General features: G+C 46.1%; 14 protein-coding genes and 1 pseudogene. 5 read left to right on the plus strand and 10 right to left on the minus strand.

Translation table 11 applies throughout. The annotated features are described in order from the left end of the window. Positions 1-90: 90 nt before the first annotated feature. Positions 91-411 carry a hypothetical protein gene (locus tag QUB06_RS12810; protein WP_333435569.1) on the plus strand — a complete coding sequence of 107 codons (321 nt, stop codon included), beginning with the start codon at positions 91-93 and terminating at the stop codon, positions 409-411. A 118-nt stretch (positions 412-529) separates the two neighbouring features. Here the strand turns inward: QUB06_RS12810 and QUB06_RS12815 are convergent, their stop codons facing one another. From QUB06_RS12815 to QUB06_RS12840, 7 genes and pseudogenes are all read right to left on the minus strand, one after another. Continuing rightward, the gene (locus tag QUB06_RS12815) at positions 530-931 is read right to left on the minus strand and encodes an HNH endonuclease (protein WP_333435570.1); all 402 of its coding nucleotides are present in this window, start codon (positions 929-931) and stop codon (positions 530-532) included. Continuing rightward, positions 931-1,290, minus strand: a complete 360-nt coding sequence (locus QUB06_RS12820) for a hypothetical protein (RefSeq protein ID WP_333435571.1) — start codon at positions 1,288-1,290, stop codon at positions 931-933. Before QUB06_RS12820 ends, QUB06_RS12815 begins: the two co-directional genes overlap by 1 nt. A gap of 161 nt (positions 1,291-1,451) precedes the next feature. Further along, positions 1,452-3,323 carry a serine/threonine-protein kinase gene (locus QUB06_RS12825; protein ID WP_333435572.1) on the minus strand — a complete coding sequence of 624 codons (1,872 nt, stop codon included), beginning with the start codon at positions 3,321-3,323 and terminating at the stop codon, positions 1,452-1,454. A 225-nt stretch (positions 3,324-3,548) separates the two neighbouring features. After that, positions 3,549-4,070, minus strand: coding sequence for an aldo/keto reductase (locus tag QUB06_RS12830; protein WP_445251379.1), 522 nt, complete (start codon positions 4,068-4,070; stop codon positions 3,549-3,551). Positions 4,071-4,125: 55 nt separating this feature from the next. Next, positions 4,126-4,188: pseudogene (locus QUB06_RS34695) on the minus strand (hypothetical protein); the annotation flags it as partial. Between the two features lie 203 nt (positions 4,189-4,391). Beyond that, positions 4,392-4,673 (minus strand): Asp-tRNA(Asn)/Glu-tRNA(Gln) amidotransferase subunit GatC, encoded by a 282-nt coding sequence (gatC, locus tag QUB06_RS12835; protein ID WP_006635952.1) that lies wholly within the window; start codon positions 4,671-4,673, stop codon positions 4,392-4,394. Between the two features lie 162 nt (positions 4,674-4,835). Continuing rightward, positions 4,836-5,357: a photosystem I assembly protein Ycf3 gene (locus QUB06_RS12840; protein WP_333039118.1), complete on the minus strand. Its 522-nt coding sequence runs from the start codon at positions 5,355-5,357 to the stop codon at positions 4,836-4,838. A gap of 635 nt (positions 5,358-5,992) precedes the next feature. Between QUB06_RS12840 and QUB06_RS12845 the strand changes: the two genes are divergently transcribed. Next, the gene (locus QUB06_RS12845; RefSeq protein ID WP_333435573.1) at positions 5,993-7,309 is read left to right on the plus strand and encodes a hypothetical protein; all 1,317 of its coding nucleotides are present in this window, start codon (positions 5,993-5,995) and stop codon (positions 7,307-7,309) included. A 193-nt stretch (positions 7,310-7,502) separates the two neighbouring features. Here QUB06_RS12845 and QUB06_RS12850 read toward each other — a convergent pair whose 3' ends face one another. From QUB06_RS12850 to QUB06_RS12860, 3 genes are all read right to left on the minus strand, one after another. Beyond that, positions 7,503-7,727 carry a hypothetical protein gene (locus tag QUB06_RS12850; protein ID WP_015174403.1) on the minus strand — a complete coding sequence of 75 codons (225 nt, stop codon included), beginning with the start codon at positions 7,725-7,727 and terminating at the stop codon, positions 7,503-7,505. A 107-nt stretch (positions 7,728-7,834) separates the two neighbouring features. Next, positions 7,835-8,140: a hypothetical protein gene (locus QUB06_RS12855; RefSeq protein ID WP_333435574.1), complete on the minus strand. Its 306-nt coding sequence runs from the start codon at positions 8,138-8,140 to the stop codon at positions 7,835-7,837. Then, positions 8,109-9,284: a SpoIID/LytB domain-containing protein gene (locus QUB06_RS12860; protein WP_333435575.1), complete on the minus strand. Its 1,176-nt coding sequence runs from the start codon at positions 9,282-9,284 to the stop codon at positions 8,109-8,111. The genes QUB06_RS12855 and QUB06_RS12860 overlap by 32 nt, the downstream gene beginning before the upstream one ends. A gap of 269 nt (positions 9,285-9,553) precedes the next feature. Between QUB06_RS12860 and QUB06_RS12865 the strand changes: the two genes are divergently transcribed. The 3 genes from QUB06_RS12865 to QUB06_RS12875 all read left to right on the plus strand — a co-directional run bounded on the left by QUB06_RS12865 (position 9,554) and on the right by QUB06_RS12875 (position 15,142). After that, positions 9,554-10,498 carry a ribonuclease Z gene (locus QUB06_RS12865; RefSeq protein WP_333435576.1) on the plus strand — a complete coding sequence of 315 codons (945 nt, stop codon included), beginning with the start codon at positions 9,554-9,556 and terminating at the stop codon, positions 10,496-10,498. Positions 10,499-10,893: 395 nt separating this feature from the next. Next, positions 10,894-13,710 (plus strand): preprotein translocase subunit SecA, encoded by a 2,817-nt coding sequence (gene secA, locus QUB06_RS12870; protein ID WP_333435577.1) that lies wholly within the window; start codon positions 10,894-10,896, stop codon positions 13,708-13,710. Between the two features lie 307 nt (positions 13,711-14,017). Beyond that, entirely contained in the window at positions 14,018-15,142 is a 1,125-nt protein-coding gene (locus QUB06_RS12875) for an RNA-guided endonuclease TnpB family protein (protein ID WP_333435578.1), read from the plus strand. Positions 15,143-15,237 lie beyond the last annotated feature (95 nt).

Here is a 15,237-nt window from a genome sequence, read left to right on the forward strand (position 1 = left end):
CTCGACTTTTTTTGACGCTTTTATTGATTTTAACTATTTTACACTTATTCGGATATTTACAAAACCGGGATGCTCCCCAAGCTTTTGCATATGTTATCTGATGTTTTTGATGAACCAGTTGATAAAGGGAATCTGGAATCTGTTCTAGAACGGCAATTAAATCTGAATATAAATTTTGGCGATCGCACTACTAATTTTGGTAATAGCCACACAATTAACTATATCAATGGTTGCTCAGAACCACCCACTCCTACTCCCGATAAAAGTCGGCCTGAAACTCCTGACTTCCAGGGGAACCAGAATCAAATTAAGATTGAAACCGTTGGTAAGTTACGGCTATTTGGCTTGAGCGATGAGCAAATTGCAGAGGTGCTAGGACTACCCTTGGAGGTGGTGAGGCAGATAGATTGAAAAAAATGACTTTATTTCTAGTTTCAAACGCTGTTAATTCGTCAGAATAAAATATAATTTATAAGTGCGATCGCAAGACGTGTTTTGGATTGTTCATTAAGTAACTAAATTAGGCTACTTACGGAAACAAACCTAAACGAATCCATAATTGTCGCGCTATTAACTGTGCTTGAGAGTTCATTCCCAAACCCGTAACTGTTACTCTACCTGTGGGTGTCATTCCGGCGATCGCACCCGACTCGGTTTGCACTTGAAAATGCTCGTCCCACCTATCTTGTCTTGGGTGAAAGAGAGAAACTTCTGTGTTAGACGTAGAATCAATTCCGCTTGTATTAGTCCCTTTCCGAAGATTGCAAGAGCGACAAGCTAATGCTAGGTTTGATATTTCATCATTACCGCCTCGATAAAGTGGAACAATATGTTCAACCTCAAAATGAAAGTTGAATACGATTTCAGGTGCGCGGCAATATTCGCAGCGATGAGCAGCGCGATCGGCTACTAAAGTGTAGTAAGGATTCATCAGTTCAATTGTTGTACGAGAACTCCTGTCCGAACTGTAGCAGCTTTAAGTTCTGCCTCCACAAGACTTTCTAATTCCGCTTGTTGTTTGGGAGAAAGGCTTTGTCCTCGATCGCGTGCTGTACGCCACAAATTCATTAATTCTGATAATCGTTTTTGTTGTTGGACAGTAAAGAATTCGTCAGGGTTAAAGCTTTGAATGACTATTAAGGCGCTGAAGTCTGTTTCACCTAACAAAGCAGTCAAAGCATCTAAAGCTTGACCCGCAGTTCTGCCAACAGACTGCCGATCGCCCGCAATAGCACGATAAGATTTCTCACCGTTGGTATTAAGTACAGGCAGGATTGCTACTGTAGTCATATCTGGTTCAAAGTTAGTTACTTATTAAGTATAACCTTATAGTAAGTGTCTAGTCTTCAATGCTCAAGCCTTTACTATTATAGCTCTGCTGACTCCGAGCGCAATGGTCGGTCAAAAACCCGGTTTCTTTGGTTGGAGTGCGTCCAGGACTGTGTGGGTAATTAAACAAACATCATATTCTGCCAAATTTTAATACTTTTGTCACTGCTGCCGCTAGCCAAAAACTCTCCTTCAGGGCTAAAATTAACCGAATAAACCGAGTTAGTATGACCTGTAATATTAGAAAATTCTTGACCGTCTTTCACTCGCCAAATCTTGATAGTTTGATTGCTGCTGCTAGCCAGAATCTCGCCATCGGGACTAAAAGCAATAGAATCAACATACCAAGAATGTCCTGTGATAGTTAAAACTTCTTGCCAATCTTTGACCCACCAAATTTTAATAGTATTGTCATGGCTGCCGCTAGCCAAAAACTCTCCATTTGGACTAAAAGCTATGCAGCGAACGGAGTCTGTATGACCTGTAAGTGTGCGAATTAGCTTCCCATCTGTGACGCGCCAAATCTTGATTGTTCTGTCCCAACTGCAACTAGCAATAGTTTCGCCATCAGGGCTAAAAGCAACAAAATAAACTAAGTTGGTGTGACCCGCAAGGGTGCGAATTTCTTGCCCGTCTTTGACGCGCCAAATCTTGATTGTTTTGTCCCAACTGCTGCTAGCAATCAGAGTTCCATCGGGACTGAAAGCTGCGCCGTAAACTGAGTTAATGTGACCGATGAGGGTGCGGATTTCTTGTCCATCTTTCATCCGCCAAAGTTTGACAGTTTTGTCGTGGCTGCTGCTGGCTAGCATTAGTCCGTCCGGGCTGAAAGCTACTGTATAAACCGAGTTAGCGTGTCCTGTGAGGGTGACAATTTCTTGCCCGTCTTCAACTCCCCACAGCTTAATTGTTTTGTCATCGCTGCCGCTGGCTACAACTTCTCCGTTGGGGCTGAAAGCAACAGAGTAAATTAAGTTTTTGTGACCTGTTAGGGTGTGAAGACATTGCCAGTTATAGGTTTGCTGTCGGGGCTGGGCGGGAGTTTTTCGTGGTTTTACTAACTTGGAATTTGTTTGAGTAATTGGTAGATCGATCGCAACTTGGGGATTAATTTCTTTTAATACTTCAACACCCGTTTGATAGCGGCGGTTGGTAGCATTTTCAATCATTTTGTCTAAAATTTTCCCGAGTTGTTCACTCACCGGATTGTTAGCCAAATACTGCCGCCATATCCAGGCATCTTCACCAGGATCGAAGAGGTCAAATGGGGAAACTTGAGTTAGCAAATACAAACAAGTTACGCCTAAACTGTACACATCGCTGGTAAAAAATGCTTTGCCTCTAGCTTGTTCGGGGGCGATGTATTCGGGGCTGCCGATGCTGGTTCCTGTTTTGAGTAAAGCTGTACCTGTGGCAATTTTTGCTGCGCCAAAGTCTACTAGAACTAATTGTTTGTCGGCGCGGCGGATGATGTTTCCGGGTTTGATGTCTCGGTGAATAACGTTGTGGGAATGGATGAAGTGAAGGACGGGTAATAAGCTATTGAGTAAGTCTTGAATTTGATTTTCGGTAAATCTGCCTTCTGTTTCTACAATTTGTGCTAAATTTTGCCCGTCGATAAATTCTTGGACTACATATTGTCGGCCCTCTTGGATGGAATAGGCTAATAGTTCGGGAATTTGAGGGTGTTTGCCCAATTCGTCTAATCGCATTGCTTCTTGTTCAAAAAGTTCGGCTGCTTTTTTGCTGTTGCGATTGCTTGCTGATGGGATGAGTGGGGTTTCTGGGGGTAAAAATTGTTTGATGACGCAGCGGGGTTTTGAGGGTTTGTCTTCGTCAACGGCGAGGAATGTTCTACCAAAACCGCCTTGTCCGATCGCCTTTATAGCCCGGTATCTGTCGCGCAGCAGCAGTTTTGAACGGCAATGTTTGCATAATTTGACAGCAGGGGGATTTTGCGGCTTGGAACAGTTAGGATTCAGACAGTAACTCATTCGATTTTAGATTTCGGATTTGTGATTTTGGATTTTAACTTTTTGAATATTTCCACAGCGCAGTAGATATTATACCTCATTAGCTTTTTAGGAACGGGCTAGAAGCCCATTCCACAAGAAATTCACTCTTTGTGGAACGGGCTTCTAGCCCGTTAAGCGAGAATGGTGATCTGGGCGTGAGTTCCGGGATACCTTAATATATATGCCAGTTGCGTCAGTTCTGTTTTAGAAGTTCCACATTACCGGATTATCGTCTAAATGATCGGTGACTGTTCGCCCGATCGCGTCAATTTCTTTTAATTCCTCTTCACTCAATTTTACCTCAGCAGCTTTAGCATTTTCGGCTGCTTGTTCCCCGTCGCGCGCGCCGACAATTGCATTTGTTTGTGGCTGGGAAATCAACCAAGCTAAAGCTAAGTTGCCCAAGCTTGTCTGGTGGCGATCGGCAATTGGCCTGAGTTGATTTAATGCTGTTTGCACTCGGTCGTAATTTTGTTTGATGAACAGCTTATTTTTGGCGCGGTGGTCGCCTTCTTCAAACTTGTGTTCGGGCCCGAATTTACCTGTCAATATTCCTTGAGCTAGAGATGAATAGGCAAGGATGGAGATATGATTGTCCACACAATAGGACATAGCATCTTTTTCTACCCCGCGCCAAAACAGAGAATAGGGCGGTTGCAGGCTGTCGATGCGTCCGTATTGGGTGGCTTCTTCTATTTGGGCACGGGAGAAGTTGGAAACGCCGATCGCACGCGCGAATTTTTACCTGTTTTTTTAACTTGTTCAGGGCGTCCATTGTTTCTGCAATTAGCCCTAACTCGGAATTCCAAGTGCCAGCGGGCCAGTGGATTTGGTAAAGGTCGATATAATCGGTTCTTCCGTATTTAGTATGCTAAATACGGAAGAACCAGATTATTTTGGGTGTGTATCAGTTTAATCTGCTTGTGGGGTGGCTTTTACCGACCTTACTTATTACCTGTTCCAAAGTTAGTTTAATCTGCTTGTGGGCTGTTCACTACTAGCCTGCCCCTCAAGAGATTTTCCTCAGTTAGATACCTAGCGGGAACCCTACATAATCTTAGGCACTTTAAAAAACTCCCCATCGCGATCGGGAGCTCCCTCCAAAATACTTTCTCCCTTAGCAAAAGGTTGCAAATCGTCCGATCGCATTACATTACTAACATCGATCGCCCGCGTTGTCGGCTGTACCTTACTCGTATCCAGTTCGCTCAACTGCTCGAAATAATCCAAAATACCGTTAAGTTGACCAGTAAACTGCTCTTCTTCTTCCGGCGTTAATTCCAATCTCGCTAAATTCGCTACTTTCCGAACTTCTTCTCTGTCAATCATAAAAATTGGGAATGGGGAATGGGGAATTGGGAATTGGGAATTGGGAATTGGGCATTGGGAATTGGGCATTGGGAATTGGTTATTTGTTATTAGAGAAACGACTAACTACCAACTATTAACTACTAACTATGCCCCATGCCCGGTGCCCCATGCCCATCCTAGTTAAAAATACACATCAATTTGCGATCGGCCTGTCGTCTTCAGCCAATTTTGTACCTCAATGTAATTGTTTGGGGCCAAGCGAATAGCCTCCTTCCAATAATCTGCAGCTTTATCAAACAGCCCTTCCGCGCCTTCAATATTGCCAGCTTCCTTTTCCTTTTCCCCTTGATAGTGGTAAATTACAGCAATATTATTCAGTGCTTGTGGCATTCTCGGATTGAGATCCAAAGCCTCGCTGTAATATTCCAAAGCTTTATCGTGTTCGCCGTTGCTAGTATGGATCAGCCCCATATTGTACAAGACATAACTGCGATCGTAAGGATCTTCCTCCAGCTTCAGCGCTTCATGATAATTGTCCAGCGCTTCAGCGTATTCGCCATCAGCTTGAGCTGACATACCATCCCGGTAATAAGCAAAAGCTTCCTTCGCCTGCTTTTTGGCTGGCATAATCTTGAGGATGATATCAGCCATTACCGTGAAACTTTTGTCAATAAAGTTATCGTTGCGTTGAGTTCTTGGCATATGCGATTCTTTGGTTAGTGGCTAATCAGAAAAATTAGCCTGTAAAGTTTTGCTATTAATAATTGCGCCACTGTTGTAGTGGGCCGTTGTGTTGAGGGCGCTAAAAAGTTTAGTCGATCGCACCTGCGAACCTTAAAACACGCCCTTGGGTTTAACACCCGCGCAAGCTCTATCTATTTTATAGAAGTCTTGCAAGACTTGCAAAAAAACTAGATTTCTTTAACATATCTCTGGCACTCTACACAAAACTTACAAAAACCCGCGCCGAAGGGAAAAGTTCTGCTGGAGGGTGCAGGGGCAATCCTCTCCTCTTCGATGGCTTTCCTTCGGATTGCTTTGCTAACCCCAACGGGCGATCGCACACCGTACCCTACTAACTGTACCCATAATCCCCCCTCCTTGACCTCAGAGCAAACAAGCAAAAGCAAAGGCCGAGGAGAAATTCAATCACAAAGTTTTATTAAGCTATTCGATTTCAGCCCATACTTAAAAGTTATTCGGCAAAACACTAGCAATATTTTGCCCCAAAGTCAAGGGCAGCATCAAAAAAAATCCGAAACGCGATCGCCAAAACCAGCTCGAATTCCCGCAATATATAATAAAAATAACCGGGTAATTTTCACAGAGAGAAACCTATGGCTCCGAATCCCACCATTATGCAAGCCGTCGAACAACTTGGCTACCGCGTTACGGTTGGAGACGTGGCGGCAAAAGCTGGATTAGATGTCAATTTTGCCCAGCGAGAACTGTTAAGCCTCGCCTCCGAAGCAGGCGGCAACCTGCAAGTAGCAGAATCCGGCGACATTGCCTACCTATTTCCCAAGAACTTTCGAGATATTTTGCGAAACAAATTCTTGCGCTTGCAGTTGCAGGAATGGTGGCAAAAAATCTGGCGCATTTTATTTTATCTGATTCGGATATCTTTCGGCATAGTGCTGGTAGCTTCCATCCTCTTAATTTTTGTTGCTATCACCATTTTACTCTCCAGCGGCGATAGCAATAACAGCGGTGGCGGAGGAGGAGATAGTGGCGGCGGGGGCGGCAGAGGCGGCGGCTTTTCCTTTTTTCCCTACTTCTGGAACGACTTAATCTGGATATTTTACTGGAACCATGACCAACCATACTACCAGCAGCGATCGCGCTTAACTGACCAAAAACCCCAGATGAGTTTTCTAGAAGGAGTTTTCTCCTTTCTATTTGGAGACGGCAATCCCAATTACAATCTAGAAGAGCGCAAGTGGAGCGATATTGCCACTGCAATTCGCAACAGCCGAGGCGCCGTCGTCGCCGAACAAATTGCCCCATATCTAGACAATCTCGGACAAGGATACGCCCGAGAATACGAAGAATATATGTTACCAGCCCTCGCCCGTTTTGACGGCCGCCCCGAAGTCAGTCCCGAAGGGCAAATAGTCTACCACTTCCCGCAATTGCAAACCACAGCCACCGAGAGAAATTCTGAACCAGTAGCAGCTTATTTGCGAGAAATGCTGTGGCGTTTCAGCAACGCCAGTTCCGGCCAAATCATGCTCGCAGCAGGGTTAGGAGCAGTCAATCTTGTCGGTGCGTTAGTTTTGGGGAATTTATTAACTAATAATTTAATTGCAGGTGGATTTATCGGTTTTGTCAGCGCTGTTTATCCCATGATCCTGATTTATGGCGTCGGATTTCTCGCAATTCCTTTAATTCGCTACTTCTGGGTTCAGTGGAAAAATAGCCGGATAGAGGCTCGCAATCAAGAGCGTCAGCAGCGAGCAATGTTATTAAACGAACCCGATGCCAACTTGCTCAAAAAACTCGCCTACGCCCGAGAATTTGCAGCAGAAAACGTTCTGACTGGAGAAGACTTAGCTTATACAACAGAAACAGAATTAACCCAACAAGAACTAGAACAGTCAGCCAAAATAGATGCCGAATGGCAGCGCAGGCTCGATCGCTCGGACAAGTTGTAATACTAATGAAAAAAACTGTTCTTTGTTGTTAAGTTAGGTTGTAGTGAAATCTTGCACCATTTTCAAGAATAGGCAGTATGCCTGTTCCACAATAATATATTTTTGTTGGGGAACGGGCTTTTAGCTCGTTGCTAATAATTGTGGAAAATATCAATTTTTCTTGATGTCAGAAGTTTTTATACTCCGAGTTTTATTAAATAAGCTTAGGGCGTTTAAAAATCAAACAATTTTGGTCATACTTCGAGTCGTGATCCAGAGCCACAAGTTCCCATCCCTCCTCGCCCAAATGATTGACAAATAGATGCAGCGAGCCTTGTTTCCAATCTCGCTGTTCTTCACCGTTTACATATAAACTAATCAGCTTATTTCCAAAAGGATACATATTCGCATCCACAAATAAATACTCCCACTTTTGCATAGCAATCCTTAATCTAGTTAGTCATGTAGTTAGTGATCAGTCATTAGTCATTAGTCATTAGTCATTAGTCATTAATCATTCCCAATTCCCAATTTCCAATACTTCAGCTACGCGGTTCCTGGCCTGCCACTACGCGGTTCCTGAGCGTAGTCAAAGGGCCGTACAAGTTCCCAATTCCCTGTATCCAGGACACGGAAGTCACAGATACAGGAATAGCCGTTTTTCCCTTCTTCCTGACATCCGTTACATCCGTTACATCCGTTACAGAATCCGTTGCCGAACTTCCTTCTTCCTTCTTCCTGACATCCGTTATATCCGTTACATCCGTTACATCCGTTACAGAATCCGTTGCCGAACTTCTTTCTTGCCCATTCCCAGCAGTTACTGGACAGCAATTCTAGCCAAAGTAGCACCTCGGTAATAGTGCAACAAAATCTGCTGGTAGCCGTATCCTTGTCTAGCCAAATTGTATGCCCCCCACTGACTCATTCCTACAGCATGGCCGAAACCTTTGCCAGCAACTTGAAAACCGGTAGGAGCTTGGCCGCTGTTCCTTGGGTTCCCACCGCCTCCATACTGAGGAATCACGGTGAACCGCGTACTCCTCAAATTTAAAACCCGGCGTAAATCTGCGCCAGTCATGACCCTAGAACCGCCATCTCCGATTACTTTCATCTTCAAAACGCTGCCGTGAGCGGTAGTGCGTTCTGGCTTCATCGAGATCACATTACCCACGCCAGAAATCCTATTGCTGATTTGAGCCCGAGAAAAATTTTCTTTCCATTGGTAAACCGGGGCCCCTTGGTCGAAGTCAGGAACAGCACGCAGGTAAGGCAGAGGTTCCGTCCAAACATCCTCGACATTTTCAGTATGTCCCCCAGAGGCAGAGTGGAAAGCGGCTAAAATAATCTGACCGTTGTAGGCCAGAACTTGACCGGCGGTTGCATCGACTGCGGAATAAGTGCCAGAAGATTCTGTTTGCAGTCCTTTGTAAACCTGGGAATACTGAGTGCTGTCCACGTCGTAAAGGTCGGTTTCGCTTTTCATTCGCTGGTGGATAGCGTAGGAACGGGCGGCGACTGCTTGGGCTTTCAAAGCCTCTTGAGGCCAATTGCCACTCATCTCGGCGCCGAGAACGCTGTAGAGATATTGTTCGATATCGACGTAGTTGATGGCAGTCAAGCCTCCTTTTTGGGGAACTAGAAGCGTGCGTCCCCGATACCAACGATCGCCAATCCAGACATAACCGTTCCCCGTCGGCTCGATCCAAACTTGGTTGGCGGCCCAGCGACCGATCGCCACTGTTCCCGATCGAAATTGAGCTGACTGAGAACTGTTTGCCGGCAGTTCGCCCAAATTGCGCCCGCTACCGTCGCGGATTGCAGCCTTTGTAGAACTGCCGATTTTTATCTGACTTGCCCCGTCTTGTACCGCAACTCGCAAGATCAGCGCGGCCTGTGCTGGGGCTACCATTACCAGCCAAAACAACAGCGAAATCCAAAAGTAGCGTTTTTTTAATGTCGAAAAAACGGAACCAAAAAATACTCCTGACTGCATTTGAAAATTTTACTCCTGTGCTGTATGAGTTTAAGAATTTTTAAGGGAAGGCAAGGCAAGGGAAAAAGGAAGGGGAACGGAAGAAAGAAAACGTTAGAATTGGGTTGATCGCTCTGTGCGCTTGTCGAAAATGATTTTAGCAACTAGATGTTCGCAGGAACAGCGATTTATCCCGGTTCCTGGCTGCGACTATTTCCTGTATGTCGGATCAGCCGCACTCTGGATATATGTAACATATTTTTTAAGACTTAATTGAGGTGATTTGACTCTTGCAGATTACATTTCTCGGAACTAGCTCCGGCGTACCCACGCGATCGCGCAACGTTTCCAGCATCGCCCTCCGGTTGCCCCAGCGAGCGGAACTCTGGCTGTTTGACTGCGGCGAAGGAACTCAGCACCAGTTTCTCCGCAGCGATCTCAAAGTCAGCCAACTGAGCCGCATTTTCATCACTCACCTGCACGGCGACCATATTTTCGGCTTAATGGGTTTGCTGGCTAGCTGCGGTTTGGCGGGGAATGTCAAGCGCATCGATCTTTACGGGCCTCCGGGACTTGAAGAATATTTGCAAGCTGGCGTTCGCTATTCTCAAACTCATTTTTCTTACCCGGTTAAGGTACACAAAATTCACGAGGGAGTCATCTATGAAGATGACGAATATATTGTTAGTTGTGGGCCTTTGAAGCACCGAGTTACTGCTTTTGGTTATCGAGTAACTGAGAAAGACCGTCCGGGACATTTTGATGTAGAAAAAGCGAAGGCTGCGGGCATTCCTTCGGGGCCAATTTACGGCGAGTTAAAACAAGGAAAGACGGTAAAGTTAGAGGACGGGCGACAGTTTAAAGGTACTGATTTTTGTGGCCCGGATCAAATCGGGCGCAAGTTTGTTTATTGTACAGACACGGTTTTTTGTGACGGGGCGGTGGAATTGGCGAAGGATGCTGATTTGTTGGTGCATGAAGCTACTTTTGCCCATCAAGATGCTCAAATGGCCTTCGATCGCCTGCATTCAACTTCGACAATGGCGGCTCAAGTTGCTTTGATCGCTGGGGCTAAACAGCTAATTATGACGCATTTTAGCCCGCGTTATGCTCCGGGGAATGCGATCGTCCTGGACGATTTGCTCAAGGAAGCGCAGGCTATTTTTCCGAATACGAAAATGGCCTATGACTTTTTGACTTACGAAGTGCCCAGGCCTGTTTCAAACGAGGGTTAATCTGACCTGAGATGTGACAGCATTTTCAATAAGGGCGATGGGGCGGGCTAGGAGGGCCCACCCCACAAAAACATTAATCTATGGTGGAACAGGCCGGAAAGCCTGTTGCTGAAATTAGCAACAAAAACATTAATCTGTGGTTGAACAGGGAGATTGCCTGTTACGCCCTGGAATTGTCAGTAAGCACATATACCTGAGTTGCGTTCGCGACCCACCTTCACCAACTTCAATCTAAAATCTAAAATCTAAAATCTAAAATCGGTCGATCGACCCCAGCGACGGCCCAGGAGGGCCAATGGTTGCTACAATCGGGGAGGGTATATGTTGTGGCTAACACTACAGCCCGTAACCCTGAAAGCTAATAGCTAAATTATTAAAAATCTGCCTCTCCTGCCATGTTTAAAAATCTGCTAGGCGATCCCAACGCGCGCAAACTGAGAAAATTTCAGCCTTGGGTAGCTGATATCAATATTTTGGAAGAAGACTTCCGCGCACTCTCAGACGACGGCCTCAGAGGCAAAACGGCGGAGTTTCAAGAACGTCTGGCAAAAGCTAAATCTCTCAACGAAGAGAAAGAGATCCTAGACGAAATCTTGCCGGAGGCTTTTGCAGTGGTGCGGGAAGCGGGACAACGGGTTTTAGGAATGCGCCACTTTGATGTCCAACTCCTCGGCGGCATTATTCTGCACAAAGGCCAAATTGCCGAAATGAAAACCGGTGAAGGCAAAACTCTGGTGGCGACGCTGCCGGCTTACCTCAACGCCCTCAACGGTAAAGGCGTACACATCATCACCGTCAACGATTATCTCGCCAGACGGGACGCGGAATGGATGGGACAGGTGCACCGCTTCCTGGGATTGACTGTGGGACTGATTCAGCAGGGCATGGATCAGGTGGAACGAAAGAAAAATTATAGCTGCGATATTACCTACGCCACTAACAGCGAAGTCGGCTTTGATTATTTGCGCGACAACATGGCTACTGTCATGGAAGATGTCGTGCAGCGTCCTTTTAATTTCTGCGTGATTGACGAGGTTGACTCGGTGCTGATTGATGAAGCACGGACGCCTTTAATTATTTCCGGCCAGGTGGAACGCCCGAGTGAGAAGTATATACGGGCGGCTGAGGTAGCTGCTGCTCTGAGAAAGGAAAATGAAGAACATTACGAGGTTGACGAAAAGGCTCGGAATGTGCTATTGACCGATGAAGGCTTTGGTGAAGCTGAGCGGTTGTTGGGTGTTACGGATTTGTACGACCCGGCTGACCCTTGGGCGCATTACATTTTTAATGCGATTAAGGCCAAGGAATTGTTTATTAAGGATATTAACTACATCGTCACTCCCGATCGCGAAGTCGTGATTGTGGATGAGTTTACCGGCCGGGTGATGCCGGGACGGCGCTGGAGTGACGGTTTGCACCAGGCGATCGAAGCCAAGGAACGGGCGGAAATTCAGCCGGAAACTCAGACGCTGGCGACAATTACTTATCAGAATTTCTTTTTGCTTTATCCGAAGCTGTCGGGGATGACTGGGACGGCGAAGACAGAGGAGACGGAGTTTGAGAAGATTTACAAACTGGAAGTGACGCTGATTCCCACTAACCGGATTACCAGCCGCACAGACCTTTCGGATATGGTTTACAAGGCGGAGGCTGGGAAGTGGAATGCCATCGCCCAAGAATGCGCGGAAATGCACGACGTGGGTCGGCCGGTGCTGGTGGGCACGACAAGCGTAGAAAAGTCGGAGTTGCTGTCGCGGCTGCTGCTGGAGAGGAAAATTCCTCACAATTTGCTTAATGCTAAACCGGAAAATGTGGAGCGGGAATCTGAAATTATCGCTCAAGCCGGACGCAAAGGGGCTGTGACGATCGCCACAAACATGGCGGGACGCGGTACTGATATTATTTTGGGCGGTAATTCTGAGTACATGGCGCGCCTGAAGTTGCGGGAGTATTTTATGCCCCGGATCGTGCAACCCGAAGATGACGAGGGGTTTTCGTTGGTGCAAGTGCCTGGTATTGGTGGCCGCCCCGCACCTCAAGGTTTTGATCCGACTAAGAAAAAGGTAAAGTCTTGGAAAGCTTCGGCGCAGATTTTCCCGACGCAGCTATCGAAAAATGCCGAACAAATGCTCGTGGCGGCGGTGGAATTGGCGGTGAAGGAGTACGGCGCGCGATCGCTCACGGAATTGCAAGCCGATGATATCGTGGCTATAGCTTCGGAAAAAGCGCCGACAAAAGACCCGGTAATTCAAAAATTGCGGGAAGCTTACAATTTAACTCGCAAGGAATACGATGCTTTTACCAGCACTGAACACGATGAAGTCGTGCAGTTGGGAGGCTTGCACGTCATCGGTACCGAACGCCACGAATCGCGCCGGATCGACAATCAGTTGCGGGGCCGGGCGGGACGCCAAGGAGACCCCGGTTCAACGCGGTTTTTCTTGAGTTTGGAAGACAATTTGCTCAGGATTTTCGGCGGCGAACGGGTGGCCGGTTTGATGAAGGCTTTCGGTGTTGAGGAAGATATGCCGATCGAATCTGGAATGCTGACTCGTTCCCTCGAAGGCGCTCAGAAAAAAGTCGAAACCTACTATTACGATATCCGCAAACAGGTGTTTGAATACGACGAAGTGATGAACAATCAGCGTCGAGCAATCTATGCGGAACGTCGCCGAGTATTGGAAGGTTTGGACTCTAAAGAACAGGTAATTAGATATGCGGAACAGACGATGGACGACATCGTGGGAGCATACATCAATCCCGATTTACCTTCGGAAGAATGGGAACTCGACAAACTTGTGAGCAAGGTGAAGGAATTTGTTTATCTGCTGGCTGACATGACACCGGATCAGCTAGAAGATTTGTCTGTTGAGGAAATTAAAACATTCCTGCACGAACAAGTCCGCAATGCTTACGACATTAAAGAAGCGGAAGTTAATGCAATCCGAGCTGAATTGATGCGAGATGCGGAACGGTTCTTTATTTTGCAGCAAATTGATACTTTGTGGCGGGAACACTTGCAACAAATGGATGCTTTGCGCGAGTCTGTAGGGCTGCGCGGTTACGGCCAGAAAGACCCGTTAATCGAGTACAAAACTGAAGGTTACGAGCTGTTTTTGGACATGATGACGGATATCCGCCGCAATGTGGTTTATTCGCTGTTCCAGTTCCAGCCGCAGCCTGCGATGCAAGTTTCGCCAGAGATGGTTTGAAGATAGGTAATAGTTAACAGTTGACAGTTAACTGTTGACTGTTGACTGTTGACTGTTGACTGTTGCTTCCAGGCTCTTCCTGGAAGTTGATTTTACCGAAAAATGGGGTCTAAAGCCCCGTCCTTTTAGGACGGCTTTTCCTCTTTAAGCTTATCAATCCAGTCCTCTACAAGTTGGGTCATTGTTTTTTCTTTCTGTTTGGCAATTCTCCGCAACTTCTCTAGCCGACTCACGGCAATGCGAATACTTAATCTTTCTCTGACCATTTGGCTACCCAATTGCTACCTATTATGTTATCATAGTTAGCATGAAAACATTGAAGTTCAAGCTATATCAAAGCAAGCGGAATAAACACCTCAAGCGAAGTATCAATGCTGCGGGGGTGATTTATAACCATTGCATTGCACTCCATAAACGGTACTACCGGATGTGGGGAAAGCATTTGAATTGTGCAAAACTTCAATCGCATATTGCCAAACACAGAAAGCGTAAAGCGTTCTGGCAAACGGTCGGCTCTCAAGCTGTGCAGGATATCTGCCAACGAATCTCGATCGCCTACCAACTGTTTTTTAAGCATCACAAGAAAGGAGTTAGACCTCCCGGATTCAAGAAAGTTCGCAGATACAAATCGTTCACTCTCAAGCAAGCTGGCTACAAATTATTAGGCGGCAATCGAATTAAGATTGGGAATCGCGTTTATCAGTATTGGAATTCCAGAGAGATAGAAGGGAAGGTTAAGACGTTAACCATTAAACGCACGACATTAGGAGAGTTGTTCATGGTTGTGGTCGTTGACAGCGTTGGAGAGCCTGAAACCAAAGTCGAGACGAGTAAAATCGCTGGCTTTGATTTCGGCTTGAAAACGTTTCTCACCTGCTCAGATGGAACAAAAATCGAATCACCGCAATTTCTGAAACAGTCCCTCAGCGCTATTAAGAAAGCAAATCGTCAGCATTCCCAAAAACGGAAAGGCTCAGCGAACCGAGAAAGAGCAAGACTTAATCTAGTTCGCAAACATGAAGCCGTAGTGAATCGTCGCTCTGATTGGTTCTGGAAATTGGCTCACGAACTAACTGATAAGTTCGACGTGCTGTGCTTTGAGACGTTGAATCTAAAAGGAATGCAACGACTTTGGGGACGTAAAATCTCAGACCTGGCATTCGGCGAATTTCTCCAAATTCTCGAATGGGTTGCCAAGAAGAAAGGAAAACAAGTAGTTTTCATTGATCGTTGGTATCCATCTAGTAAGACTTGTTCCCATTGTGGACACGTTCTGAAAGAGTTGGATCTGTCAGTTCGTGAATGGCGCTGTCCGTCCTGTCAAAAGGTGAATGATAGAGACGAGAATGCAGCTAAAATTATTTGTGCGGTTGGGGCATCAACCGTTAAGTTAGGTGATGTTAGACAGGCTATGCCTGCAATTGCTGTTTGAGCTTAGAATCCCCTCGCCTTTAGGCAGGGGAGTATGTCAAACCACCCGTGTCATGGAAGAAGAATATAAGAAGACCAAATACAGATATTGGCATT

Origin of the sequence: Microcoleus sp. D2_18a_D3, from assembly GCF_036702455.1 — a bacterium.
GTDB lineage: Bacteria > Cyanobacteriota > Cyanobacteriia > Cyanobacteriales > Microcoleaceae > Microcoleus.

Excerpts from the sequence above, each read along its gene's own strand:
- QUB06_RS12820 (WP_333435571.1), bottom strand. The coding sequence starts at position 1,290 with ATGACTACAGTAGCAATCCTGCCTGTACTTAATACCAACGGTGAGAAA.
- QUB06_RS12825 (WP_333435572.1), bottom strand. The coding sequence starts at position 3,323 with ATGAGTTACTGTCTGAATCCTAACTGTTCCAAGCCGCAAAATCCCCCT.
- QUB06_RS12840 (WP_333039118.1), bottom strand. The coding sequence starts at position 5,357 with ATGCCAAGAACTCAACGCAACGATAACTTTATTGACAAAAGTTTCACG.
- QUB06_RS12815 (WP_333435570.1), bottom strand. The coding sequence starts at position 931 with ATGAATCCTTACTACACTTTAGTAGCCGATCGCGCTGCTCATCGCTGC.
- secA (WP_333435577.1), top strand. The coding sequence starts at position 10,894 with ATGTTTAAAAATCTGCTAGGCGATCCCAACGCGCGCAAACTGAGAAAA.
- QUB06_RS12860 (WP_333435575.1), bottom strand. The coding sequence starts at position 9,284 with ATGCAGTCAGGAGTATTTTTTGGTTCCGTTTTTTCGACATTAAAAAAA.
- QUB06_RS12810 (WP_333435569.1), top strand. The coding sequence starts at position 91 with ATGTTATCTGATGTTTTTGATGAACCAGTTGATAAAGGGAATCTGGAA.
- QUB06_RS12845 (WP_333435573.1), top strand. The coding sequence starts at position 5,993 with ATGGCTCCGAATCCCACCATTATGCAAGCCGTCGAACAACTTGGCTAC.
- QUB06_RS12850 (WP_015174403.1), bottom strand. The coding sequence starts at position 7,727 with ATGCAAAAGTGGGAGTATTTATTTGTGGATGCGAATATGTATCCTTTT.
- gatC (WP_006635952.1), bottom strand. The coding sequence starts at position 4,673 with ATGATTGACAGAGAAGAAGTTCGGAAAGTAGCGAATTTAGCGAGATTG.
- QUB06_RS12875 (WP_333435578.1), top strand. The coding sequence starts at position 14,018 with ATGAAAACATTGAAGTTCAAGCTATATCAAAGCAAGCGGAATAAACAC.